This window comes from Formivibrio citricus, assembly GCF_900115065.1.
In the GTDB taxonomy this organism is placed as follows: domain Bacteria; phylum Pseudomonadota; class Gammaproteobacteria; order Burkholderiales; family Chitinibacteraceae; genus Formivibrio; species Formivibrio citricus.
On record NZ_FOVE01000004.1, the window covers coordinates 154,504 to 180,732 of the forward strand.

General features: G+C 59.7%; 21 protein-coding genes, 1 tRNA gene and 1 riboswitch. Of the genes, 21 read left to right on the forward strand and 1 reads right to left on the reverse strand.

Annotation, left to right across the window (positions count from 1 at the left end; translation table 11 throughout):
* The first annotated feature begins 10 nt into the window (after nt 1-10).
* The 8 genes from infC (at nt 11) to BMZ36_RS04065 (ending at nt 5,511) form a co-directional block, all read left to right on the forward strand.
* A complete protein-coding gene (gene infC / locus BMZ36_RS04030) occupies nt 11-553 on the forward strand; it encodes a translation initiation factor IF-3 (RefSeq protein ID WP_444542564.1) in 543 nt (180 codons plus the stop codon).
* 140 nt (nt 554-693) lie between these two features.
* On the forward strand, nt 694-891 hold the full coding sequence (rpmI, locus tag BMZ36_RS04035; RefSeq protein WP_091191689.1) for a 50S ribosomal protein L35: 198 nt from the start codon (nt 694-696) through the stop codon (nt 889-891).
* Between the two features lie 16 nt (nt 892-907).
* Nucleotides 908-1,264, forward strand: a complete 357-nt coding sequence (gene rplT / locus BMZ36_RS04040) for a 50S ribosomal protein L20 (protein ID WP_091191692.1) — start codon at nt 908-910, stop codon at nt 1,262-1,264.
* Between the two features lie 82 nt (nt 1,265-1,346).
* A complete protein-coding gene (gene pheS / locus BMZ36_RS04045) occupies nt 1,347-2,348 on the forward strand; it encodes a phenylalanine--tRNA ligase subunit alpha (RefSeq protein ID WP_091191694.1) in 1,002 nt (333 codons plus the stop codon).
* 15 nt (nt 2,349-2,363) lie between these two features.
* Nucleotides 2,364-4,718 (forward strand): phenylalanine--tRNA ligase subunit beta, encoded by a 2,355-nt coding sequence (gene pheT, locus BMZ36_RS04050; RefSeq protein ID WP_091191696.1) that lies wholly within the window; start codon nt 2,364-2,366, stop codon nt 4,716-4,718.
* A 23-nt stretch (nt 4,719-4,741) separates the two neighbouring features.
* Complete coding sequence (locus BMZ36_RS04055) at nt 4,742-5,059, forward strand: integration host factor subunit alpha (protein WP_091191813.1); 318 nt, start codon at nt 4,742-4,744, stop codon at nt 5,057-5,059.
* Nucleotides 5,025-5,396, forward strand: a complete 372-nt coding sequence (locus BMZ36_RS04060) for a MerR family transcriptional regulator (RefSeq protein ID WP_091191699.1) — start codon at nt 5,025-5,027, stop codon at nt 5,394-5,396. Before BMZ36_RS04055 ends, BMZ36_RS04060 begins: the two co-directional genes overlap by 35 nt.
* Nucleotides 5,397-5,434: 38 nt before the next feature.
* Nucleotides 5,435-5,511: transfer RNA gene (locus BMZ36_RS04065), tRNA-Pro, on the forward strand.
* Nucleotides 5,512-5,733: 222 nt separating this feature from the next.
* On the opposite strand, the gene BMZ36_RS04070 is transcribed toward BMZ36_RS04065, so the two are convergent.
* Nucleotides 5,734-8,277 carry a sensor domain-containing protein gene (locus tag BMZ36_RS04070; protein ID WP_177187767.1) on the reverse strand — a complete coding sequence of 848 codons (2,544 nt, stop codon included), beginning with the start codon at nt 8,275-8,277 and terminating at the stop codon, nt 5,734-5,736.
* A gap of 293 nt (nt 8,278-8,570) precedes the next feature.
* Here BMZ36_RS04070 and BMZ36_RS04075 point away from each other — a divergent pair, with 293 nt between their 5' ends.
* From BMZ36_RS04075 to BMZ36_RS04135, 13 genes are all read left to right on the forward strand, one after another.
* Nucleotides 8,571-8,948, forward strand: a complete 378-nt coding sequence (locus BMZ36_RS04075) for a hypothetical protein (RefSeq protein WP_091191703.1) — start codon at nt 8,571-8,573, stop codon at nt 8,946-8,948.
* Between the two features lies 1 nt (nt 8,949).
* On the forward strand, nt 8,950-10,266 hold the full coding sequence (locus tag BMZ36_RS04080; protein ID WP_218142625.1) for a cyclic 2,3-diphosphoglycerate synthase: 1,317 nt from the start codon (nt 8,950-8,952) through the stop codon (nt 10,264-10,266).
* Nucleotides 10,267-10,315: 49 nt separating this feature from the next.
* On the forward strand, nt 10,316-10,981 hold the full coding sequence (locus BMZ36_RS04085; RefSeq protein WP_091191816.1) for a Clp protease ClpP: 666 nt from the start codon (nt 10,316-10,318) through the stop codon (nt 10,979-10,981).
* A 62-nt stretch (nt 10,982-11,043) separates the two neighbouring features.
* Entirely contained in the window at nt 11,044-11,655 is a 612-nt protein-coding gene (gene pth / locus BMZ36_RS04090; RefSeq protein ID WP_091191706.1) for an aminoacyl-tRNA hydrolase, read from the forward strand.
* 243 nt (nt 11,656-11,898) lie between these two features.
* On the forward strand, nt 11,899-12,525 hold the full coding sequence (locus BMZ36_RS04095) for a nucleotide-binding protein (RefSeq protein ID WP_177187768.1): 627 nt from the start codon (nt 11,899-11,901) through the stop codon (nt 12,523-12,525).
* Nucleotides 12,522-13,586, forward strand: a complete 1,065-nt coding sequence (locus BMZ36_RS04100; RefSeq protein ID WP_091191710.1) for a CobW family GTP-binding protein — start codon at nt 12,522-12,524, stop codon at nt 13,584-13,586. Before BMZ36_RS04095 ends, BMZ36_RS04100 begins: the two co-directional genes overlap by 4 nt.
* A 51-nt stretch (nt 13,587-13,637) precedes the next feature.
* A complete protein-coding gene (yihA, locus tag BMZ36_RS04105; protein ID WP_091191712.1) occupies nt 13,638-14,270 on the forward strand; it encodes a ribosome biogenesis GTP-binding protein YihA/YsxC in 633 nt (210 codons plus the stop codon).
* A 380-nt stretch (nt 14,271-14,650) separates the two neighbouring features.
* Nucleotides 14,651-15,034 (forward strand): twitching motility response regulator PilG, encoded by a 384-nt coding sequence (pilG, locus tag BMZ36_RS04110; protein WP_091191715.1) that lies wholly within the window; start codon nt 14,651-14,653, stop codon nt 15,032-15,034.
* Nucleotides 15,035-15,066: 32 nt separating this feature from the next.
* Nucleotides 15,067-15,429 carry a response regulator gene (locus BMZ36_RS04115; RefSeq protein WP_091191717.1) on the forward strand — a complete coding sequence of 121 codons (363 nt, stop codon included), beginning with the start codon at nt 15,067-15,069 and terminating at the stop codon, nt 15,427-15,429.
* A 25-nt stretch (nt 15,430-15,454) separates the two neighbouring features.
* The gene (locus tag BMZ36_RS04120) at nt 15,455-15,973 is read left to right on the forward strand and encodes a chemotaxis protein CheW (protein WP_091191720.1); all 519 of its coding nucleotides are present in this window, start codon (nt 15,455-15,457) and stop codon (nt 15,971-15,973) included.
* A 108-nt stretch (nt 15,974-16,081) separates the two neighbouring features.
* Nucleotides 16,082-18,145 carry a methyl-accepting chemotaxis protein gene (locus BMZ36_RS04125; protein ID WP_091191722.1) on the forward strand — a complete coding sequence of 688 codons (2,064 nt, stop codon included), beginning with the start codon at nt 16,082-16,084 and terminating at the stop codon, nt 18,143-18,145.
* Nucleotides 18,146-18,169: 24 nt separating this feature from the next.
* Nucleotides 18,170-23,815 carry a hybrid sensor histidine kinase/response regulator gene (locus BMZ36_RS04130; RefSeq protein ID WP_091191724.1) on the forward strand — a complete coding sequence of 1,882 codons (5,646 nt, stop codon included), beginning with the start codon at nt 18,170-18,172 and terminating at the stop codon, nt 23,813-23,815.
* A 65-nt stretch (nt 23,816-23,880) separates the two neighbouring features.
* A riboswitch (cobalamin riboswitch) is annotated at nt 23,881-24,068 on the forward strand.
* 126 nt (nt 24,069-24,194) lie between these two features.
* Nucleotides 24,195-26,000: a TonB-dependent receptor domain-containing protein gene (locus BMZ36_RS04135; protein ID WP_091191726.1), complete on the forward strand. Its 1,806-nt coding sequence runs from the start codon at nt 24,195-24,197 to the stop codon at nt 25,998-26,000.
* The last annotated feature ends 229 nt before the right edge of the window (nt 26,001-26,229 follow it).

Sequence of the window (26,229 nt, forward strand, 5' to 3'; positions counted from 1 at the left end):
TTGTTTTGACTTGATTTGGAGAACTGCGATAGCTGCCCAGGAAAAAGAGCCGCGGATCAATGGTGAGATCACCGCGCGCGAAATTCGTCTGCAAGGCCCGGAAGGTGAACAACTTGGCATCGTGAGCCTTTACGATGCATTGCGTCAGGCCGAAGAGGCCGAACTGGACCTGGTGGAAATTGCGCCCACCGCGCAACCACCTGTTTGCCGCTTGATGGATTACGGCAAATTCAAGTACCAGAACGCCAAGAAGCAACACGCGGCCAAGCTCAAGCAGAAGCAGGTCCAGATCAAGGAAGTGAAGTTCCGCCCAGGAACGGACGAGAACGACTACCAGATCAAGCTGCGCAACGTCATCCGTTTCCTGGAAGACGGCGACAAAGCCAAGATCACCTTGCGCTTCCGTGGCCGTGAAATGGCCCACCAGGAAATCGGCATGGCGCAACTCAAGCGCATTGAAGCCGATTTGGGTGAACTGGCCGTTGTAGAGCAGTTCCCCAAGCTCGAAGGTCGCCAGATGGTCATGATGCTGGCGCCGAAGAAAAAGGTCTGATGATTTAAACCGGACTGGCAGCTACGTCCGGCAAGGCAGTCCAACTGCCGGTAGCTGCAAACAAAAGCGTGGTGGCGGGCACCAAAGACTTTCTCCGGAAAGCGCCTGTCGCCGGACTAAACAGTATTAGGAGCATTTCCATGCCCAAGATGAAAACGAAGAGCGGCGCCAAAAAGCGCTTCATCGTTCAAGGCAGTGGCGGCATCAAGCGCAGCAAAGCGTTCAAGCGCCACATCCTGACCAAGAAAACCACCAAGAACAAGCGCCAACTGCGCGGCACCCAACAAGTGACCGCCTGTGACATGGGTCACGTACGCGCCATGTTGCCCTACGCATAACTAAAGGAGAAGACACATGCCTCGCGTTAAACGTGGTGTAACGGCTCGTGCCCGTCACAAAAAAGTTCTGGCTCTTGCCAAAGGCTATCGCGGCCGCCGTAAAAACGTCTACCGCATTGCCAAGCAAGCGGTGATGAAGGCAGGCCAATACGCCTACCGTGATCGTCGTCAGAAAAAGCGCCAATTCCGTCAACTCTGGATCGCCCGTATCAACGCGGCTGCCCGTGAGTGCGGTCTGGTGTACAGCAAGTTCATGAACGGTCTGAAGAAGGCCGGTATCGAAGTGGACCGCAAGGTTCTGGCCGACCTGGCCGTGTTTGACAAGCCGGCATTTGCCAAGTTTGTCGAGCAAGCCAAGGCCAGCCTCGCCTGATCCAGCGCTGTACTGAAAGGGAGGCTTGCTGCCTCCCTTTTTTATTACCCTCCTTTTTAGATAACCTCTTCTGGCCACGACCATGACCGATAACGTCCAAGCCATCCTGGAACAGGGGCTCGCGCAACTTGCCGCGACCCACGATCCGCAGGAACTCGAAAACGTCAAAGCGCACTACGTGGGCAAACAGGGCACGATCAACGCGCTCCTGAAACAACTGGCCACCTTGCCGCCGGAAGAAAAGAAAACCTTCGGCGCGACCGTCAACCAGGCCAAGCAGGCCTTTGAGGCCGCGCTCAACGCCCGCCGCGAAGCTCTGGCCGCCGAAAAACTCGCCGCCCAGCTCGCCGCCGAAGCGCTCGACATCACCCTGCCCGGCCGCAGCAACCCGCAAGGCGGACTGCACCCGGTCACGCTGGTACAGCAGCGCATCGAAACCCTGTTCGCTTCGCTCGGCTTCGAAGTCGCCGACGGACCGGAAATCGAAACCGATTTCCACAATTTCGAAGCCCTGAACATCCCCAAGGACCACCCGGCCCGCGCCATGCAGGATACCTTCTACGTCGAAGGTTCCACCCCGGAAGCGCCACTGGTCCTGCGTACGCACACCTCGCCGATCCAGGTGCGCTACATGCTCGACAACGCCCCGCCGATCAAGATCGTCGCCCCGGGCCGCGTCTACCGCGTCGATTCCGATGCCACCCACTCGCCGATGTTCCACCAGATGGAAGGCCTGTGGGTCGATGAAAACGTTTCGTTCGCCGACCTCAAGAGCGTGCTGATCGACTTCCTGCGCAAGTTCTTCGAGCAGGACGATCTGCAAGTGCGCTTCCGCCCCTCGTTCTTCCCGTTCACCGAACCGTCCGCCGAAATCGACGTGCTGGGCAAGCGCGGCTGGCTGGAAGTCGGCGGCTGCGGCATGGTGCACCCGAACGTGCTGAAGAATGTCGGCATCGACAGCGAAAAGCACACCGGCTTTGCCTTCGGCATCGGTCTCGACCGTTTTGCCATGCTCTATTACGGCGTCAACGATCTGCGCCTCTTCTTCGAGAACGATCTCGGCTTCCTCGAACAATTCAGGTAAGCGGAGGAGAACAACATGCAATTCTCTGAACAATGGCTGCGCACGTGGGTCAACCCGGCGCTGGATTCCGAAGCCCTGGCCCATCTTTTGACCATGGCCGGGCTGGAAGTCGAAGAAAACGACCCGGCTGCACCCGCTTTCACACAGGTGATCGTCGCCGAAGTGCTGACCGTGCAGAAACACCCGGATGCCGACCGCCTCAACGTCTGCACCGTCAACGTCGGCGAAGCCGCACCGCTGCAGATCGTCTGCGGCGCGCCCAACGTGGTCGCCGGCGCCAAAGTGCCGTGCGCGCGCGTCGGCGCCCTGCTGCCCGGCGACTTCGCCATCAAGCAAGCCAAGGTGCGCGGCATTGAATCCGCGGGCATGCTCTGCTCGGCCAAGGAACTCGGCATCAGCGACGAAGCCAGCGGCCTGCTGATCCTGCCGGCCGATGCACCGGTCGGCCAGTCGATCCGCGACTACCTCAAGCTCGACGACCGCCTGTTCACGCTCAAACTCACGCCCAACCGCGCCGACTGCCTGTCGATCCGCGGCATCGCCCGCGAAGTGGCCGCACTGACCGGCGCAGAGCTGAAGCCGGTTGAAATCAAGACCGTACCGGCCACGCACGGCGATACGCGCGCGGTGACGTTGGCCGCCAGCGACGCCTGCCCGCGCTATGCCGGCCGCATTGTGCGCAACGTCAACCAAGCCGTGGCAACGCCGGACTGGATGAAGCAGCGCCTGGAGCGCTCCGGTGTGCGCGCGATTTCCGCGATCGTCGACATCACCAATTACGTGCTGCTCGAACTCGGCCAGCCGATGCACGCCTTCGATCTGGCCAAGCTCAATGGCGGCATCAGCGCCCGCTTCGCCAAGACCGGCGAGACCATCAAGCTCCTGAACGACAAGGAATTGGCCCTCGAAGCCGACATGCTCGTCATCGCCGACGAAGCCGGCCCGGTCGCGCTCGCCGGCATCATGGGCGGCGCGGAATCCGCCGTCGAAGCCGGTTGCAAGGACATCTTCCTGGAATCCGCCTTCTTCGCCCCGGCAGTCATCGCCGGCAAGGCGCGCCGCATCGGTTTCGGCTCCGACAGCTCGCACCGCTTCGAACGCGGCGTGGATTTTGCCAACTGCGTCGCCGCGCTGGAACGCGCCACGCAACTGGTGCTCGATATCTGCGGCGGCGAAGCCGGCCCGATCAATGAAGCCAGCGCGAAACTGCCGGCCCGCAAGCCGGTTGCCCTGCGTGTCAGCCGTGTCGCCAAGGTGCTCGGCGTACAGCTTTCCGCCGACGAGATTCTCGACCTGCTGCGCGGTCTGGGCCTGCCGTGCGAGATCGCCGGCGATGTCATCACCGTCACCCCACCCTCGTTCCGTTTCGACCTCGAAATCGAAGAAGACCTAATCGAGGAAGTGGCCCGCCTGTTCGGCTACGACAACGTGCCGGTACAGCCGTCAGAAACCCGTCTCTTCATGCTGCCACAACCCGGACACCGCCGTGGCAAGGCCGTGCTGCGCGATTTGATGGTCAGCCGCGACTATCAGGAAGCCGTCACCTACGCCTTCGTCGAAGAGCAGTGGGAAGCCGATTACGCCGGCAACAGCACGCCGGTGCGCCTGATCAACCCGATCGCCTCGCAGATGAGCGTGATGCGTTCCACCCTGTTCGGAGGCTTGCTCAACGCCCTGCAGCACAACATCAACCGCAAGCACGAGCGTGTGCGCCTGTTCGAGATCGGCCGCATCTTCAACAGCACCGCAGCCGACCAGCAACCGGAAAAGATCGCCGGCCTCGCCTGGGGCAGCCGCTTTGAAGAACAATGGGGTGCCAGCAAGGACAAGATCGACTTCTTCGACATCAAGGGCGATGTCGAAGCCCTGCTCGCTCCGCGCGTCGCCGAATACCGCCGCGCCAGCCACCCGGCCCTGCACCCGGGCCGCAGTGCCGAAGTCGTCCTCGACGGTAAGGTGATCGGTGTCGTGGGTGAATTGCACCCGCGCTGGGTACAGGCCAACGACCTCGGCAGCGCCCCGGTGCTGTTCGAACTGGAACTGGCAGCCCTGACCACCATCGCCACGATCAGCGCCCAGCCGGTATCGAAATTCCAGCCGGTACGCCGCGACCTGGCGCTGGTTGCCGACGAAACGCTCCCGGCCGAAACCCTCCTCAGGGCGCTTTCCAGCCTCAACCACCCGCTCGTGACCGGCATCAAGCTCTTCGATGTCTATCGCGGCAAAGGCGTGGCGGAAGGAAGAAAAAGCCTTGCATTCAAGGTGTTGTTGCAAGATACTCAGAAAACCCTCACAGAAGAGGACGTTGACGCTGCCATTGCGGGCCTGATCCGCAAAGCGGAGGAATGCGGCGCAACACTGAGAGTCTGAAAAAGAAGTTTGAGAAAAGAAACATGACACTGACCAAAGCAGACCTCGCAGACATGCTGTTTGACAAGGTGGGCCTCAACAAGCGCGAAGCCAAGGATATGGTTGAGGCCTTTTTTGATGAAATCCGCGCCTCGCTCGCCGAGGGCGATACCGTCAAGCTTTCCGGATTTGGCAATTTCCAGTTGCGCGACAAGCCGCAACGTCCGGGCCGCAACCCCAAGACAGGCGAAGAAATCCCCATTTCCGCCCGCCGGGTCGTGACTTTCCACGCCAGCCAGAAGCTGAAGGGCATGGTCGAGCTTCACTATGCAAAGCAGCAGCAACGTAGTTCCAACCACTGAGCTCCCGCCGATCCCGGCCAAGCGCTACTTCACCATCGGCGAAGTCAGCGACCTCTGCGGCGTCAAGCCGCATGTCCTGCGCTACTGGGAACAGGAGTTCACGCAGCTCAAGCCCGTCAAGCGACGCGGCAACCGGCGCTACTACCAGCACCACGAGGTGCTGCTGGTTCGCCGCATCCGCTCGCTGCTGTACGAACAGGGCTTCACCATCAGCGGCGCCCGCAACCAGCTCGCCAGCATCTCCGGCGACCCGGTCGTAGTGGAATATCTGGAAAGCACGGATACCAGCGAAGTCCGCCATGAACTGGAAGAATTGCTGGTTTGGCTTAAAAGCTAGCCAGACCAAGCGGTAGTGGGTATAATCCGCCTCTCTTTCGGAGTGTAGCGCAGCCTGGTAGCGCACTTGCATGGGGTGCAAGGGGTCGCGAGTTCGAATCCCGCCACTCCGACCAATAAAATCAAGGGCCTGTTGATCAATGATCTTCAGGCCCTTGGTCTTTTCTGGCCTTTTATATATTCACCTGCACTTTGGCTTCCGCCATCTCTTTTGTCCGCACCCTTGCAGCTTGCCGTATTGAACTACCAAATCCCCCTCAATGGCTGGCACACCCCATTCGCCCCGATGAAACACATCCAAGTGTCGATGCAATCAAATGGTTGCTCAGCCATTTAACTCAATCCGTGAAAAAAGTGGCAAAAACTTCCCGCAACTCTTCCGCTCTAACGGGACGACCAAATAAATAGCCTTGGAACGCATGACACCCCTGTTTTGCCAGGTAGGCACGCTGCGCCTCTTCTTCAACGCCTTCGGCAATAACGGAAAGTCCCAGGCTTTTCGCCATGCCGATGATCGCATGCGTAATGGCGGCATCATTGGCGGCTGAAACCACTTCGCGAACAAAGGACTGATCGATTTTCAGTTGATCAAGAGGTAGTTTCTTCAGGTATGCGAGCGACGAATAGCCGGTGCCGAAATCGTCCAGCGAGAAACTGACGCCGTGCGCCTTCAATGCGGTCATGCGCCCGATGACCGCTTCGACATCGTCGAGCAGCAGGCTTTCCGTCAACTCCAGCTTGAGTTTCTTCGGATCGGCGCCGGTCTCGTCAAGCGCGAGCAACACCTGTTCGACAAAATCCGGGTGATGGAATTGTCGCGCACTGACGTTCACTGCCACCGTCAGATGCGCCAGTTCCGGCACGCGCTGCCATTCGACAAGCTGGCGACACGCTTCGCGCAACATCCATTGCCCGAGGGCGAGGATCAGGCCGCTGCTCTCGGCAACGGGAATGAACTCGCCGGGCGAAACGATTCCGCGCGCGGGATGATTCCATCGAATCAGCGCTTCGACGGCAAAGACCTGCTGCTCGTGATTGACTTGCGGCTGATAGACGGCAAAAAACTGGTTCTTGCGCAAACCGGCGCGCATGTCGGCCTCCAGCGACATGCGCCGCGCAACCGAGGCCTGGAGGTCTGGATCGAAGAAGCACAGGGTATTGCGACCGGCCTGCTTGGCCTTGTACATCGCCAGATCGGCACGCTTGAGCAATTCATCGATATTGTTTTTCTGGTCGCTGAACAACGTCACCCCGATGCTTGAGGTGCTGTGGTGCTCGCGATTGGCCAGCAAATAGGGCTGATTGAGCGTTTCGAGAATCGTCTCGGCGATGATCTTGCTTTGTTCGGCGGCCTCTTCCGGCACGCTGCTCAGGCCTTCCAGCATCATGACGAATTCGTCGCCGCCGAGGCGCGCAACGGTATCCCCTTCGCGCACGCAGGCCTTGAGTCGTTCGGCAACCAGCTGGAGCAGGGTGTCGCCCTGATCATGGCCAAACGTATCGTTAAGCCCCCGGAAATCATCCAGATCGATGACCAGCAATGCGCCTTCCGTCCCCCGCCGCGAACTGACCGCCATCGCGCGTTGCAACCGGTCCAGCAACAGCCGACGGTTCGGCAGGCGGGTCAACTGATCGTAGAAGGCCAGATACTCGATCCTGGACTCCGCCGCCTTGCGTTCGGAAATATCCAGGAAGGTTGCGACATAATGGGTCACGACGCCTTCGGCGTTCTTGACGGCGGTGATCGTCAGCCATTCAGGATAAATCTCGCCATTCTTGCGTTTGTTCCAGATTTCACCGCGCCATGAACCGGTGGCGAGGATGCTCTCCCACATCGAACGGTAAAACGCGGCGTCATGCCGCCCCGATTTCAGCATCCCGGGGGTTTCTCCCACCATTTCCGCCGCCGCATAGCCCGTGATCTGCTGGCACGCCTCGTTGATGCGGAGGATGTTTTCATCCGTATCGGTGACGAGAATCCCCTCCTGGGCTTCGAAAGCGGCCGCTGCGATACGAAGTTGCTGCTCGGCACGCTTGCGCTCGGTAATGTCGATAATGACGCCGATGACCGCTGGCTTGCCATTGAACTCCATCCGGCGCCCGTGAACCTCGACCTCGATCCGCTCGCCTCCCTTGCGCAAACCGGTGAAGCTGTAGCGCATTTCCGGAACTTCGCCTGCCATGCGGCGACGGATGTTCTCGGCCACCTTATCCCTGTCTTCCGGCACGACGAACTCGCCGACCGACAGCTTGCCGACGATGGCGCTTGCCGATTCATAGCCGAAGATATCGGCAAACCCCTGGTTGGCATACGCGAAACGCCCATCCTGAATCAGGTAGATACCTGCCAGAGACTGTTCGATGACGCCGCGCAACCAGCCGTCAGTGGAAACGTGCTGCAGCGCCACGTCCGACCGGTAAAGACTGTTGAGATCCTTGGCGATCTGTTTGATCTCGCTGATTTCCGAGAGAGCGACTCGCACAAACGGACCCTGTGTCAGATCGTTCGCATGAATGGCATCGAAACGGACATCGATGATGCTACCGTCGGCCTGTTGCAGGGAAAGCTCGCCACTCTGCACGCCACTTCCCTCGCGTGTCGCTTCGAGAACCCGCTGCCAGTACTCTCGCTCATCCGGGATGATGCAAGACAGAAAGCGCTGGCCAAGCAGAGGATCCGGAGAACTGCCGAACAAACACGAGCCATCGGCATCGATTTCGGTGATCACGCCGCTTGTCGTCATGCTCAGGAAGACGGCTGAAGAAACAGCGCCGCTGCGGGTCAGGCGTTGATTCGCGTCGGACAGCCTCTGCCGCATGTCGTCCAGCGAGCGCTGGTGCCGATCCAGTATGCTTATCCGCTCGGCGACTTCCGCGCGCATCCGATCAAGCGCATGGGTCAAGTCAAATTTGACTTGAGAAGAAAGTTTTTTATCGAAAGATTTCCGAGACATCCTTGTCACCAATGTATTAATTGAATGTCAATTACCAGTCTATTCTGCGGGTAGATGGATGTCATCCCGCATAATAAAAAATCGTCGAAACCATGACAAAAGAAGGCAAACTCCTCCGAATTAAATCGTCCCTTCTGGCCGTTTTACATCTCCTCTTTTCTGTCAGGAAACTAAATCATGTGCTACCACGGAAGTAGTCCTGAAAAACAGCGAGACCCATCATGATCCTGCTCCTGACCGGTATTGTTTTGATTGCATTGGGTATTCTTGCCGGTACCGGGCTCGTGCTGGCGCCCTTTGGCCTGATTCCGCCTCCACCTGGCTTGTCCCTGTGGCTGGCATTTCCGGCATTTGTCATCACGGGTTACGTGCTAGTCATTGTCGGCGCCAACCGCCCCAAAATTCGTAAAGTATTCCTTGGCGCTTCGAGTCTGCTGCTTGTACTCGCGCTGGCCGCCGCTGCGGGGCTGGTTCTCGCAGGTGCTTCGATTGTCCAGCCGGCGACAAGCACGCTTTCGCTCTGGTTCGTGCTGGTGATCGCTGGCATTCACGGCGTGACGGGCGCGGCCTCGTATAACCGCACCACGGATGAAGCATGAAATGCGCATCCTGATCCTCGGCGCGGGCGGGAGGGATTTTCACAACTTCAACGTGGTCTATCGCGACGACCCCGGTGTGGAGGTGGTCGCTTTTACGGCAGCGCAGATTCCCGGCATTGCGGGGCGCAGCTACCCGCCGGAGCTGGCCGGTCCGCGCTATCCCGAAGGCATTCCGATCCACGACGAAAAGGAGCTCGCGGCGCTCTGCCGGCAACATCACATCGACCAGGTGGTCTTCGCCTACAGCGATGTTCCCCACTGCCATGTCATGCACCTTGCCTCGCAGGTGCTGGCATGCGGCGCCGATTTCCTGCTGCTGGGGCCGGAGCGCACGCAACTGAAAGCCGCCGTTCCGGTCATCGCCGTATCCGCGGTGCGGACCGGCTGCGGCAAATCGCAAACCACCCGCTATCTTTCACGGCTGTTGAAAGCAGCCGGCCATCGCGTCGCGGTCATGCGCCACCCCATGCCCTACGGCGATCTGGCCCGTCAGGCCGTGCAGCGTTTCGCCTCCATGGCCGATCTGGATACCGCGGATTGCACGATCGAGGAGCGGGAGGAATACGAGCCGCATCTCGCCGCCAGCAACGTGGTTTTCGCCGGCGTCGATTACGCGCGCATCGTTGCGCTGGCGCAGGAGGAAGCCGACATCATTCTCTGGGACGGGGGCAACAACGATTTTCCGTTCCTGCGCCCCGATCTGCATATCGTGCTGGTCGATCCGCTGCGACCGGGGCACGAGCGCACGCACCATCCCGGCGAGGCCGTGCTGCGCATGGCAGACGTGGTCGTCGTCGCCAAGTGCGATTCCGCGGAGCCGAAAGACGTGGCGCGCGTCGAGACGGCCGCTCGCGCACTCAACCCGGCGGCGCGCATCGTCCGCGCGGCCTCGCCGGTGCAACTGGATACCACCCTCCCCCTGAAAGGCCAGCGCGTGCTGGTAGTCGAAGACGGCCCCACGGTCACGCACGGCGGGATGGCATGGGGCGCAGGTTATGTTGCGGCCACGCGCGCAGGCGCCGAGATTGTCGATCCGCGCGCCCATGCCTCGCCGTTGCTGCAGGCCGCCTACGTACAATACCCGCACTTGGGTGCCGTGTTGCCGGCGCTGGGCTATTCGCGCGAACAGCTCGATGCGCTGCGCCAGACCATTGCCGCGACGCCGGTCGATATCGTGATTTCCGCATCGCCCATCGACCTCGCGGCCCTGCTCCGCCCCGACAAACCCGTCGTGCGCGCCCGCTACGAATTTGCGGAGCTGGAAACGCCGGGGCTGGCCGCACTGGTCACGGATTTTCTGGTTTCAATTCCCCGCTGAGGGTGCCTATGCTGATGTTATGGATTCGGCCAAACGGGGAGACCACGCCATGACATCACTGGAACCTCTCCGCCTGAAGGCGGACGAAGAAGACAAGGACGAGCCGCCCGAGCTGCCTCCGTTCCGGCGCTATGAAAGCCAGGGCGTGGTGCGGCAGATTTCCTTCTACCTGTCGGGGGAAATCGGCGCACCGATCCAGTACACAGAACTCCTCTACACGCTACGGACCGCAAGCAAGAGCGATCTGGTCCTGCTGCACCTGAATACGCCCGGCGGCAATTTCGACACCGGCCTGCAGATCATCAACAACATCGGCGCGAGCGATGCGCACGTTGTCACCATCCTCGAAGCGCGCGCCTATTCGATGGGGGCGATGATCTTCCTGGCCGGGGATGAACTCGTCGTCCACGATACCTGCCAGCTGATGTTCCACAACTACTCTTCCGCGCTGATCGGCAAGGGCAACGAACAGCAGGCGCAGGTGATGGCGATCAGCAGATGGTTCGAAAAGGTCATGCGCCAGGTCTGCAAGCCCTTCCTGACCGACGACGAGGTGGCACGCATCCTGCGCGGCGAGGACATCTGGATGGATTCCGACGACATCCGCCGTCGTCTGGCCCATCTGCAAAAAGGCGAGCCCTCGGTCAAACAGCGGAAAAGCAAAACGCCCAAAACAGCGGAGGAAAAAACGCCTCCCACCCCCGACAAGGCGTGATTTTGCGCCATCCCGTGCTGGTCGCGGTATGATGGCGGCCATTCACGTTTTATCCATGCATCATGTCGAATATCAAACTGATCGTAGGTCTTGGCAACCCCGGCGCGGAATACGCTCAGACCCGCCACAACGCGGGCTTCTGGTTTGTCGATGAGCTTGCCCGCGCGGGCGGGGCCTCATTGCGTCACGAATCGAAATTCCACGGGCTGGTCGCCAAAGTGCGTCTGGAAGGGCGCGAAGTCTGGCTGTTGCAGCCGCAGACCTTCATGAACCGCAGCGGCCTGTCGGTCGTATCGCTGGCGCAGTTCTACCGCATCCTGCCCGATGAAATCCTCGTGGTTCACGATGAACTCGATATTCCGCCTGGCCAGCTCAAGCTCAAGCAAGGCGGCGGCAACGGCGGTCACAACGGGCTGAAAGACACCCAGGCGCACCTGTCCACGCCGAATTTCTGGCGCTTGCGCGTCGGCATCGGCCACCCCGGCAACAAGAACGAGGTGGCGAGCTTCGTGCTCAAACCGGCGCGGCGCGAGGAGCAGGAGCTGATCGACGACGCGCTCAACCGCGCGCATGTCGTACTCCCCAAAATGCTCGCCGGCGACATGGGCGCGGCGATGCAATTGCTGCATACCGATGAAGCGAAAAAGCGCCCCAACAAACCGAAACCGGAATAGACGTCATCCTAAAAACCTCCGTTGACCGCTTTTCCCCATGGAACCACAGATGAATGCTTGGCTTGACCGGTTTTTTACTCTTCACCTTCCGGGTGAGCGCGCTACGCATCCGCAAGCGGCACTGGCGGGACGCATGGCGTCGTTGCTTCTCGTAGCAGGGGATGGCCCTGCGTCCTCGTCGCGCCTAGCCATCCGCCCCGCCAGCACCACTATCGAACACGTCCAACTGAGGTTTTTAGGATCATGCAATCCATCCTGATCGCCAACCCCAAGGGCGGCAGCGGCAAATCGACGCTGGCGACCAATCTGGCCGGTTACTTTGCCTGGGAGGGCGAACAGGTCATGCTCGGAGACATCGACCGGCAGCAGACCTCGCGCCACTGGCTGCGTCTGCGCCCGGAGAATTTCCCGGAAATACAGGGTTGGGAGCTGAAAGACCGCGAACCGGCGCGCCCGCCCAAAGGCACGACCGTGGCCGTACTCGACAGCCCGGCCGGGCTGCATGGCAAGAAGCTTGATGCCGCGCTCAAGGTCGTGCGCCGGGTGCTGGTGCCGGTACGCGCCGGCTTCTTCGACATGTGGGCCAGCGAAGATTTCTTCCGCCAACTGGCCGAAGAAAAATCGGTGCGCAAGGGCGAGGTCAAGATCGCGGTCGTGGGGATGTGCGTCAATCCGCGCACCCGTAGTGCGCAGGAGCTTGAAGCGTTTCTTGCCAACTTTGACTTGCCGGTGCTCTCGCACCTGCGTGAAACCCAGCTTTACGTACAACTGCAACCCAAGGGCCTGACGCTGTTCGACCTGCCGCGTCCGCGTTACGAGCGCGACTATACCGAGTGGCAGCCGATCGTGAACTGGCTGAACCCAGCATGAATCTTCAGGAACAGAACCCTCCCCGCATCCCCGTCAATCTCGTCACCGGTTTCCTCGGCGTGGGCAAGACCACGGCTCTGACAAAGCTTCTGGCCGACAAGCCGGCCGACGAATACTGGGCCATCGTGGTCAACGAATTCGGCGAAGTCGGCATCGACGGCGCCACGCTTTCGACGGCCGGTGACGGCCTGCAGGTGGCCGAAGTGCCGGGCGGTTGCGTCTGCTGCACCACCAGCCCGATGCTGCGCACTGCCCTCAACCGTCTGGTGAAAGAGCGCCGTCCGGACCGCCTGCTGATTGAGCCCTCCGGCTTGGGCCATCCCGCCGGCATCGTCGATCTGCTGCGCGATCCGTTCATGGCCAAGACTTTCGAAGTGCGCGCCGTCATCACGTTGCTCGACCCGCGCCATCTCGACGACCTGCGCTACACCGGCCACGAAACCTGGCGCGACCAGATCCAGCTCGCCGATGTCTTGATCCTCAACAAGTGCGATCTGGCCGACGCGGCCCAGATCGAACGCGCGCAGGCGATGAGCGCGGCACTGTTTCCGCCCAAGCTCGCGGTGCAGACTTCGGTCAACGGCGAATTCGATCCGGCGCTGCTCGATCTGGAGCTGCACCCCGAACGCTGGCCGGAGCCGGGCGCTCCGCATGCGCACAGCACCAACGCGCCACGCCTTGCCCGGCGCAAGACCAAACCGGAGAACGCCGCCGAACCGGAAAGCTGGCCGGTACGCAAACAGCAATCGAGTCTCGGCAGCCACAGTTGCGGCTGGATCTTTGCGCCGGAAACACTGTTCGACAGCGCGGCAATGGCCAATCTCTTCGAATCACTCAGTCAGGCCGAAAAACTCGGGCTGGACGGGCTCACCCGCGCCAAGGCCGTCGTTCACACCGAGCGCGACTGGTACCGCTTCGACTGGGTGGACGGCATGCCGGGCGTGATGCCGGCGGCGTGGCGGCGCGACAGCCGGCTGGAATTGATCGTGCAAGCCCCCGCGGCCCCCGACTGGTCGGCCGTCGAGCAGCTCGTTTTGGCCGCCCGCATCGGCGCTGCCTAGCCAATCTGGTATCCTGTCCAGTTATCCGCACAGCAACAGCACTCATTACCCATGTCCCTTTTCACCTCCCTGCGCTTTCTCACCACCGTCAACGACCTGCGGCAACTGCCGCAGGAAGGGATCGAGGTCGCTTTTGCCGGCCGCTCCAACGCCGGCAAGTCCAGCGCCATCAACACGCTGGCCAACCATACGCGGCTGGCTTTCGTCTCCAAGACGCCGGGGCGCACCCAGCACATCAACTATTTCGATTTCGGCAACGAGCGCCGCTTGGTCGACCTGCCCGGCTACGGCTATGCCGAAGTGCCTGCCGCGGTGCGCGCGCACTGGGAAAAGCTGCTCAGTTACTACCTGATGACCCGCACAAACCTGATCGGCCTGGTGCTGATCATGGATGCCCGCCGGCCGCTGACCGAACTGGACCGGCGCATGATCGACTGGTTCCGCCCGACCGGCAAGCCGATCCATTGCCTGCTGACCAAGGCCGACAAGCTCACCCATCAGGAACAGATCAAGACCCTGCGCGCGGTCGAAACCGAGTTCGCCGAAGATTCGATGATCACGGTGCAGCTCTTTTCCAGCCTGAAAAAGAAAGGGGTGGAAAAAGTGGAAGAAATCGTCGGCGGCTGGTTCGATGCCGTCAGCTACGAAATGGAAGAAGAACCGCAGATGGATAGTGAAAAATAGTTTCTTGATTTTTTCGGTTTGCCACCTACTATCAGTTCAGGCGCCACCCCGCGCCTCCCGCTTCTCCTCCCTGAGCGGGGTTCCGGCTGGTCCGGAACGTCTATGGCCCCGGTCTATCTCCCTTTTGGACCGGGGTTTCTTTTTGCCTGCAAATTCCGATAGATGCTCCTTTCGTTGCGCAGACACCTTGTTATTTTTTGCGACCACCCGTTATCATGCGTAGTGGTTTGCGCACATCGTTGCGTGTGTTTCATGTCAGGTTCGGTTGGCATTGGATTCACCCCCAATGCGCGATAACGGAACCGTAACCCGCTGTATGCTATCTTGCCGGGCGGAAGCCGTTTGCAGGCAGGAAACCAGTCACACAAAGGAGTGGATCGATGTCCGATATTGCCGGTGTGAAAGTGATGGTGATCGACGACAGCAACACCATCCGCCGTAGCGCCGAGATATTTCTCGGCCAGGCAGGATGCGAAGTCATCCTTGCCGAAGACGGCTTCGATGCACTGGCCAAGATTGCCGACCACCACCCCGATCTGATCTTTGTCGACGTGATGATGCCGCGTCTTGACGGCTACCAGACCTGCGCCCTGATCAAGAAGAATCCCCGTTTCAAATCCACTCCCGTTGTCATGCTGTCGTCGAAGGATGGCTTGTTCGACCGTGCGCGTGGACGCATGGTCGGGTCGGACGAATATCTGACCAAACCATTCACCAAGGACAGCCTGCTCGCGGCCGTCAGCGCCCATACGCGCGGGGCCTGAGTGGAGCCACTCAAAAACCATCGGAGTTGAACATGTCCATTAAAAAAATCCTGATCGTTGACGATTCCCCGACAGAACGCCATTTTTTGGGCGAATTGCTCACCAAGAACGGCTTTCAGGTACAAACCCTCGAATCGGGCGAAGAAGCTGTCGCCCGTACAGCGGAAATCATGCCGGATCTCATTCTCATGGATGTCGTCATGCCCGGCATGAACGGCTTTCAGGCTACGCGCGCCATCAGCAAGGAAGAGGTCACCAAGCACATTCCGATCATCATGTGCACCTCCAAGAATCAGGCTACCGACATTGTCTGGGCCAAGCGCCAGGGGGCGGTTGAATATGTCGTCAAACCGGTAGACCCCCAGGAACTGCTGGCCAAGATCGCGGCTCTGTAAAAGTCCTGTCAACCACGGAGGCGTCATGGCCAAGCGGTTCAATTTGCGCGAATACCAGGAAAACATGCTGGTGCGCCTGCAGGAAGCCACGGCAACGGCCCAAGCCGATGCCCGCTTGGGAGTGGAAATTGGTGGACGCCAATGGCTCGTCAAACTGGCGGATGTCGCCGAAGTTCTGCCTGTGCCGAACATTGCCGAAGTCCCTTTGGCACGCCCGTGGCTCAAGGGGGTTGCCAACGTACGCGGTAACCTGATGAGCGTGATCGATCTGCAGGCCTTCTTCAACGAAGGCTCGCAGGCACTCTCGCAATTGTCGCGCATTTTGCTGATTCAGCCGCGTCACTTGCCCCATGCCTCAATTTTGGTGGGGCGAATGCTCGGGATCAGGCATTCCGACGCAATGACCGTCACCCCTCTGCCAGCAGACGTCCCGGCCTGGATTACGTCAACATACAAGGATGACAAGGGGCAGGTCTGGCAGGAACTGGATATCGAACACTTGGTCAACGACCCCGCTTTTCTGCAAACGGGGATTATCGCCTGATCCAGGAAACAATAATCGTGCGAAGCAACCCGCACGCACGAGGCAAGAGCGCAGTCTACCAATTACAACATTATCGAGCGCCGCAAGGTCGCCGGAGGAGTCTTGAGCATGGCTGGTCTGAACACGATCATTGATATGTTCTCGCGCAAGGGGGGAAGCAAAACCGTCAATCCACTCAACACGAGCTGGATCATGGAAAAGATGGAAATTTCCGGCGGGGACGAAAAAGCACTCAAGCCGCTTCCCGTGATCGGCAACCTGCCGGCCCGGATGCAAATGGCCGTCCTGCAGCTTGGTACCCTGGTCGCTGCGCTGTTGTTCCTGGCCACAGTTCTGCTGGCCTTCCAGGCTTCCAGTCAGACCGCTGCCAACCGCATCATGGCCAAGGATCTGGAAATGCTGTCCCTGCGCCTGCCTCAAAGCATGGCCAAGGCGACAGGAGGCAGCACGGAAGGGTTCGAAGCGCTCGAAAGCGCTTTCGGCCGCTTCGGCTCGAACCTGGAAACGCTGGAAAATCGCTCGGGATTCCTGACCGGCAAGCCGGACGAACTGGGCGAAATCCACAAGACCTGGAGCGACTCTTTCACGCCTGGCCAGAACAAACCGTCCGTGGCAACCATTCTCGCGCAAAGAGAAGTGCTGGTTGCCATGGGAATGCAGATCACCCAGATCAACGCCGGTGACGCCGCTTTCGGCGCACTGGTCAAGGAAGTCGCGGGGCGCAACCCGGCTGCCGCCCAGTTGCCACAGATCGGCGCACTGATGGTCCGCCATGCGAACGATGCGCTGTCTTTCGACACGGCCAAACCGGGATGGACCGCGCCGCTTGTTGCAAGCATCGATCTCTTTGACAAGACCGCTGCCAACCTGAACGGAGGGGACAAGGCCCGACTGACCGAAGCGTTCAAGCCGTACGCCCAGCTCAAGGACATCGTGGTCCGCAACACCGCAGCGCTGGAAAGCGTGCGTCTGACCAGCATCGCCATCACCCGCGATTCGGAAACCCTGCTCGAAAAATCATCCAGACTGGCAGCCGGCTATGGCGAAGGCATCATCTCGTATGTATTCCTGGTCTTGAGCGTGATAGAAGCCGTAGCCCTCCTGGGCTTCCTCTACCTCCTGGTCCGCGTTTTCAATCAGGAAGCCGTTCGCCGCCGCATGCAGTCCGAAGCAGAAAACCGCCGCAACCAGGATGCCATTTTGCGCCTGCTGAACGACATGGCCGACCTCGCAGACGGTGACCTGACCGTGCGCGCCGCCGTGACCGAAGACCTGACCGGCGCCATTGCCGACTCCATCAACTTCACGATCGATGAGTTGCGCTCCCTGATTACCGAGATCAACCGTGCCACCGAGCAGGTAACGCGCGCTACCGGTCAAGCGCACCAGATTTCCAGCGATCTCTACACCGCTGCAGAACGCCAGTCGCACGAGATCGTGGAAACCAACCAGGCCGTCAGCCAGATCGTGCGCTCGATCCAGGGCGTGACCACATCGGCAACCGAATCGTCCAAGGTGGCCCATGCCTCGCTGTCCGCTGCCGAACAGGGCGCCGAGGCGGTGAACAACCAGATCAAGGGCATGAACGAAATCCGCGAACAGATTCAGGAAACCGCCAAGCGAATCAAGCGGCTGGGCGAATCCTCGCAGGAGATCGGCGAAATCGTGGAACTGATCTCGGACATTACCGAACAGACCAACGTGCTGGCACTGAACGCCGCCATCCAGGCAGCAGCCGCAGGCGAAGCCGGCCGCGGCTTCTCGGTCGTGGCCGAAGAAGTGCAGCGGCTTGCAGAACGCTCCGCCGAGGCAACGAAGCAGATCGGCGCAATCGTGAAAACCATTCAGGCCGACACCCACGATGCCGTGGCGGCCATGGAACTTTCCACGCAAGGCGTGGTGGAAGGCGCGAAGCTATCCGACGCGGCCGGTTCCGCACTGGCCGAGATCGGTCGCGTTTCCCGCGAACTGGCACGCCTGATTGAATCGATTGCCCATGAAACCGAAGACCAGACCCAGCTCGCTGCCCGAGTGAACGCCGCTATGCGCGACATTCTGGCCGTTACCGAGCAAACCACGACCGGCACCAAGCAAACGGCCGAAGTGGTGGCACAGATGACGGCACTGGCCTCCGAACTGAAGAGTTCGGTTGCCGGCTTCAAGCTTGCGTAACTATTCCAGGCAACGGGTATCCGCATGAGTCTGCATACCGAATTCGACAAAGGTTCCCTGATCTGGGTGAAGAGCGAGATCGAGGAAACCTTCTCTCGCGCCGAAGAAGCGCTGCAACGCTACGCAACCTCGGGCGAAGACACCGCGCTGAAGCATGCGCAAACCCACTTGCACCAGGCCTGCGGCGCGCTGACGCTCGTGGACCTGCCCGGTGTTGCGCGTTTCTGCGAAGGAATCGAACAAGCCATCTTCGCCATCTCCAGAGGCATCGTGGACCGGGCGCAGATACCCGCCCTGATCCGTGGGATCGAAGCGGCCCGCGGCTTCCTGGAACGGCTGATGGCAGGCATGGCCAACCAGCCCTTGCTCCTGCTGCCGGCCTTTCGCGAAATCGCCGGACTTCAAGGAAGCTCGCCCTCCGGAGCGGAACTGTTCTTTCCTCAATTGCAACTCGACCTTCCGCCCGGCTTGCCGCGAAAGACCCTTCCCGCTGGAGAATTCGACGCTTTCGTTCGTCGTCAACGCGGTCTTTTCGAAGGAGGCTTGCTGCGCTGGCTGCAAGGCCAGCCCGGTGCTACGCAGATCATGGCTGCCAGCCTCTCGGAAGTGGCAACCCACCAGCCCGTCACCATGGTCAGGGTATTCTGGTGGACCGCCGCAGCACTGATTCTCGGGCTCGCCAGCAACCGCGCGCAGCTGGACCTGGACTCCCGCCAGCTGCTGTTGCGCATCAACCTGCAGATGCGTCGTCTGGCCGATGGCTCGGGCAAAGTGGCGGAACGCCTGTTCCGCGACATGCTCTACGTGCTGGCGCAGCTCGATTGCGACAGCAATCTGGTCAAACGCTTGCAGCAAGCCTTCGAACTGGCTTCGCTCTTCCCCTCGCCCGAAGCCCTTGCTGCGGGCGTTGAACAGGATGGCCTGCATCTCGCGCGCAACCTGCTCGACGATGTGCGCCTACTCAAGGACAACTGGTCACGTATCGCCTCTGGTCAGGCAGACCGGCTCGGCCAATTCGGGGAGCACCTCTCGACCCTGATCGGCAAGGCTGCGCCATTGTCTTCGCCCGCGCTGCAAAAACTGCTTGGCGGGTTGGAACAGGCACTGGCAAACCTCGGCGGCAACGCTCCGAGCGAAGCCGAGGCGCTTGAGTTCGCCACTGCCCTGCTGCTGATCGACAACGCGCTCGCAGTCTACCCCGATCTGCCTGCCGATTATGCGGCCCAGGTCGATGTCATGTTGCAAAGACTGGCCACCCCCGGTGCCGAACTGAATCTGCCGCAGCTCGACAACATCAGTCGCGAAGCTCAGGAACGCTTGCTCACCACCCAGCTCGCACAGGAAATCCGCGCCAACTTGCGCGTGGTGGAAGATATCCTCGACGGGTTCTTCCGGTCCCCGTCCGCATGCGACATCCTGAACGGGCTCGCCACTCCGCTGCGTCAGGTCCAGGGCGCGCTCCTGATGATGGAGCGCCCGTTGGCAGTGGAAGTCCTGAGAGAATGTCAGAAGCGTGCCGATGCCTATCTGAATGGCGCGGAACCGATCCAGAGCGAACTGGAAGATCTGGCCGAAGCGCTGTCCATCGTCGGCTTCTACATCGACGACCTTGAGCAAGGCCGCGAAAAGAATGAGACGCTGCAGCCGGCTCTTTTCCGGCTCCGCGGCACCCAAGAGAAACCGGAAGAAAAAATCGAGGTTGCGCAGATACTGGAAGCCGAACCGGAGCCAGCCTTTCCGGGTAAAGAAACGCCGGTCGAGCCGCCCCTCATCGTCGAAACGACGGAAACCCGTCCCTTGCCGACTTCCGAAGCGGCCATCGACGCTGAACTGCTTGAAGTCTATCTCGAAGAAGCCATCGAAGTACTGGCCACGATCGCAGAGCAACTGGAAGCCTGCCGCGCCGATGCCTTCGATCGCGAAGCATTGACCGTCATCCGCCGCAGTTTCCACACGCTGAAAGGCAGCGGCCGCATGGTCGGCCTGTTCAACCTCGGCGACATCGCCTGGTCGGTCGAACAGGTCATGAACAAACTGCTGCAGGCGGAAAAGCCCGCGTCCGCTGTGCTGCTGGAACTTGTCGAGGATGCGCACGGCGCTTTCTCGGCATGGGTCGAAGAACTCAAGCTCTACGGCCAGGCCAACGCCGAAACGAGCGACATCCCTTCGCGCTCCCAAGCGCTGCGGGATGCGATGGATGCCGAAACGGAGATTCCGTCTGCAGCAGAAACTGCTCTGCAGCCCGAACTGCAGCCTGAAGTCGCCCCGGCAGCCGACGAACTCGTCATTGGCGATGTCACCGTCTCTGCAACGCTGTTCGCCATTTTCCAGGAAGAAGCAGAACGCCATCTCGGCACCATCAAGCACGGCATTACCCTGCTCGCCGAACAAGGCGTCGTGGACCCCGGCTTCATCCTTGCGGCTCATACCCTGGGCGGAATCGTCTCCACCACGGGCTTTCGCCAACAGGGCGAACTGGCCTATGCGCTCGAACATGCCCTGCAGCAACTCGGCGCCGATGCCGCCGCGCAACGCCCCTTGCTGGAAGAGGCCGTCATCACGCTGGACAGCATGCTGGCCTGCATCCTTGCCTGCGAACCACCGGCAACGGCACCGGAGCTGGTTGAAAAACTGGAATCCCTGCAAGCCGAAATTCCGGTTCTGGACCTCGTCGAAGAAGAACCGCAAACGGACTTGCCCCCGAGCGAGCCCGAAGCGTTCGAATTGCCGACTCTGACCGAACCGGTCGAACAGGAAGAAGCGGCTCCTGCCGGCGAACAGGCCGCGACTGCGCCTCTGGAACAGCCATCGCCTCCCGCCGATGAAGAGGAATCCATCCTCTCGATTTATTTCGGCGAAGAAGAGGAAGCCGAGCTCGAAGCCGAAGAAGGCGACGAGGAAACTGCCCGCGTGCTGGATCAGCTTCTCCAGGGCATTTACGAGCAGGAAGAAAATCCGCCTTTAGCCCCCCAAACCGAAGCCACTGCACCGGAAGTTGCACCGGAAGTTGCACCGGAAGTTGCACCGGAAGTTGCACCGGAAGTTGCACCGGAAGTTGCACCGGAAGTTGCACCGGAAGTTGCACCGGAAGTTGCACCGGAAGTTGCACCGGAAGCGGCACCGATCTCGGAGACGGAGGTCTTGGCGGAAGAGCGGGTTCCCGAACCATTCGCCGCAGAGACATGCCACGAAGCCCTTGAGGCTTTTACCGGAGAATTCGCGTCTCGCGAAGAAGAACCCGCCCCCCTTTCTGCGGAAACTCTCCTCACCCCGGAAACCGGCGCCGTTGCCGCATTCACGCCTGAAATACAGGAAACGGAACCCGGACTGGAAGCACTGCAAGAACAACCGGCTGGTGAACTCGAAACCATGCTGTCCATGGCACCGGAAATCGAGATTCAGAGCACGCAAACGCGGCGAGCAGAAATCGAAGCAAGCTTCAGCGACGACATCGACGAACAACTGCTGCCGATCTTCATCGAAGAAGCCGACGAACTCATGCCGGCCATCAGCGCGCAATTGCACGCGTTGTCGCACGGTGGCGGCAACGATGACCTGAACAAACTGCGGCGCACCCTCCACACGCTGAAAGGCAGCGCACGCATGTCCGGCGCGATGCGACTGGGTGAAGCTGCGCACCGCATGGAAACCTTGCTGGAAGGCGTGACGCAGGTCAACGACGTGCATCTTGCCCAGCTCGACAACGACTACGAACTGCTTCAGCAACTGCTCGACGAAACCAGCGGCCGCGCCCTTCCCGCGCAGCCGGAGGAACAGCAGGCAGCAGAAGCCGCACCGGGGCAGGTAGCGCAACTGCAGCGCGGCCTGTTGCTGGGTGAAACCGAAGGCCGCACCACGATCCGCATCAAGGCCGAACTGGTCGATCAACTGGTCAACCAGGCTGGCGAAGTCGCTATCGCGCGTTCCCGTATCGAGGCTGAAATGCTCTCGCTCAAGGGGTCGCTCACCGATCTCACGGAAAACGTGGTCCGTTTGCGCAACCAGTTGCGGGAAATCGAAATCCAGGCCGAATCGCAAATGCAGGCCCGCGTTCGCGAACTGCAAGCCCAGGACAGCGAATTCGACCCGCTCGAATTCGACCGTTTCTCGCGGCTGCAGGAGCTGACGCGCTTCCTCGCCGAAAGCGTCAACGACGTCAGCAACGTACAGCAAAGCCTGTTGAAGAATTTCGACGAATCGAGCGCAGCGCTTACCGCGCAGTCACGCATGACGCGCGACCTGCAGCAAAGCCTGATGCGGGTACGTCTCGTCCCGTTCAACAGCCTGTCCGAACGCCTTTACCGGCTGGCACGCACCACTGGCAAGGAAGTTGGCAAGAAGGTCAATCTGGAAATCCGCGGCGGCTCGGTAGACATCGACCGCGGTGTGCTGGAAAAGATGATTTCGCCCTTCGAGCACATGCTGCGCAATGCCATCGACCACGGGCTTGAAAATACGGAAGACCGTACCGCCTCCGGCAAACCGGAATTCGGCGAAATCCTGATCGAGGCCCGACAGGAAGGCAACGAACTGGTTCTGCTGCTCAAGGACGACGGCCGCGGCCTGGACCTCGAAGCCATCCGCGCCAAGGGTATCGAAAAAGGTCTGGTCAAACCCGACCAATCGCTCTCCGAGCACGATATCACCATGCTGATCTTCGAACCGGGCTTCTCCACGGCCGGAAATATCACGCAGCTCTCCGGCCGCGGTATCGGCATGGACGTGGTCCGTAACGAAATCAGCAACCTCGGTGGCCGCATCGACCTCACCAGCAAGCAGGGCGAAGGCACCACCTTCATCGTGCGCCTGCCGCTCACGCTGGCGGTCACGCAGGTACTGCTGATCCGCGCGGGTACGCGCACGATTGCGATCCCGTCGACACTCGTCGAACAGGTGCAGGAACTGAAACGCGAAGCGCTGGCCTCGCTGTACGCCAAGCACGAACAAGAATGGTTGGGGCAGCGTTATCCGTTTGCCTACCTGCCCCGGCTGCTCGGCGATTTGTACCACCAGCCGGAACCCCGACGCCATTCTACGGTTCTGCTGCTGCGCTCAGGCGCAGACCGCGTAGCACTGCACATCGACGAACTCATCAAGAACCAGGAAGTCGTGGTCAAGCCCATCGGACCGCAGCTTTCGCGAGTTCCCGGCGTTGTCGGCGGAACCGTGCTGGGCTCCGGCGAGATTGTCCTGATCATGAACCCCCTGTTCCTGCTGCCGTTCGCAGAACAGATCGCAGCGGCAGTCGAGCCGGCAACGCAAACCCTGGCAACTGCAACACAACAGGAAGAAACGCTGCAGACCGCACCTGTGGTCATGGTGGTCGACGATTCGCTGACCGTGCGCAAGATCACCGGCCGTCTACTGACGCGCGAGGGATTCCATGTGGTGACGGCAAAGGATGGGGTCGACGCCCTGCAACAACTGCAGGACATCAGACCCGCCGTGATGCTGGTCGATATCGAAATGCCGCGCATGGATGGCTTCGAACTCACGCGCAACGTCCGCGCTGCGCCGGAAACGCGAAATATCCCGATTGTCATGATTACCTCGCGTACTGCAGACAAGCACCGCAAGATCGCCTTCGATCTGGGTGTAGACGTCTTCCTTGGCAAGCCTTACCAGGAAGATGAGCTGCTGGAACACGTGCGACGGCTGTCAGAACGGTAAAACAAGCACAGCAGACGCCCCGCCAAGCGCGGGGCGTTTTCTTACAGGATGCATCGCAACACTGTATAATCCTGCCTCCTTCAGGTGCCGGCAGTTTTTACTGCCGGTTAAACGGGAACTCAGGTGCGAGACCTGGGCTGCCCCCGCAACGGTAAATCGCGCAGAAAGCCCTCAACAAGCCACTGTCCAGCAGGATGGGAAGGCGGGAGCTGGAGCGATGAGCCCGGATACCGGCCTGAAAGGAACAGGTGTGCCGGGTGCGGGGAGCGACCGGATGGCTGTCAGCATTCATCATCGACCGGCTGGCAACTCTCCAACCCCATTCTCCGGCGCGTAAATCATCGCGCCTGCGTGGGGCGGGCGCACACCGGAGTCTTTCATGCTTTCCCGCTATTCCCTCCTGCCGCTGGCATTGGCCGCAGCATTCCCGACCTTGGCTGCCGATCTTCCGCTCTACGAGGGCGAAACCACTGTAGTCACCGCTACGCGCTTTGCGCGTGACCCGAGCCAGCTCGCCAGCGATGTCACCGTCATTACCGCTGAAGACATCGCCAAAAGCTCGGCAACTGACCTGCCCTCCCTGCTCGCCAGGCAGCCTGGCATTGCAATGACTCAAAGTGGTGGGATTGGTCAAACAAGCAGTTTATTTCTGCGTGGCACCAATTCCAACCACACACAGCTGCTGATCGATGGTCAGCGCATCAATGCTGCAACCACCGGTACAGCGACATGGCAATTGATTCCGCTTGAATTGATTGACCGTATCGAAATTGTGCGCGGCGGTGCATCAGGCGCCTACGGTGCGGATGCGATTGGCGGCGTAGTACAAATCTTTACCAAGCGCGGAGGGGGCAAACCACGTGCTACTGCCAGTGTGGAATATGGTTCTTATGGGCACACAGCCACATCTGCAGGCATCGGAGGAAGCGCTGGTAATTTGCGTTACAACTTCACAGCTCGCGCCAGCGAAGATAGCGGCATCAGCGCTACGACACCCAAAAATTCACAATTCGAGGCCGATCGAGACGGTTATCGTAACGCGGGGTTTAGCGGGAATTTAGCATATTTCATCAATGAAAATCATGAAATAGGAACTCAGCTGCTCTACAGCAACGGAAGAACTGAATATGACGGAGGCGGTTCTTTCCCTGTGGCTCAGAATCGTCTACTGAACTACAACATTTACTCTCGTAATATTTTTCTGCCCAACTGGGAAAGCACTGTACGTCTAGGCGAATCACGAGATAGCTACAAAGACTATTGGGGAATAAACGAAACCCGCCAACAACAAGTCAGCTGGAGCAACCGTTTCAATTCCCGCGCAGGCAACTGGTTATTGGGAGCAGAAACAATTGAAGACTCCTTGCGCAGTTCATCTCAATACACACTAACCTCAAGACGCACCAATGCCATATTTGGAGGTTGGTCACGAACCTTTGGTATTCATAGCCTGCAGGCCAATGTGCGCCACGACAACAACAGTCAATTTGGCGGCGTGAATAGCGGCAATCTTGGCTACAGCGTGGAATTAATCAAGAGTATACATGCGTATACCAACATCGGGAGGGCATTCCATATACCAACATTTTGGGATGCAAATCTCCCCCCGGGCTGGGGATCTGATCCCAACCTAAAACCCGAGAAAGCGGCAACACGAGAAATTGGTCTGAAAGCCCGCTTGGATAATTGGAAAATCAATACTTCAATTTTTGATACGCGTATTTCTGATTTAATTGTTTACAACACAAACACATGGATGACTGAAAACATCCCTGAAGCGAAAATAAAAGGAATAACGCTTGCGTTCGCAGGGGAAATTAATAACGTGGATATATCTGGCAACATTACTTGGCAAGATCCACGCAACGTTAATAGCGACAAATTATTGCCACGGCGGTCCAGAGTATTGGGAAATGCCAAAGCAGGGTACCGTCTCGGAGATTGGCGGTTCTTTGCAGAACTCGAAGGTCAGGGAGCACGATTTGATGCCGCAGATAATGCGGCAACGGGGAGAATGCATGGTTATGTGCTAACCCACTTGGGGGTGGATTACCAAGTAGCCAAAGATTGGAGAGCCAACCTGCGGGTAAATAACGCTCTTGATCAGAGCTATGAGCTGGCAAAAAATTACTCCACAATGAGACGCAACGCGCTCATCAAGCTGACCTGGAACGGCAATCTGTAATCACCACCTAGGAGCCGTAACGGAGACACCGCGACGGCTCTAAGTTCCTGCTCACAATCTATCGCGAGAAGCCGTCAGCGGGGTGAAGCACAGCGCAGGAACCGAAGTTTATGCAGATAAAATAAGGATTCCGGGCAGCACATGAGCTCCGATCACGGTTTCGCAGCCAGATTGTGAACGGGTTCCGAGAGCTGGCTTGCCATTCTTGCCGGTTCCGTCTGCCGCTTTG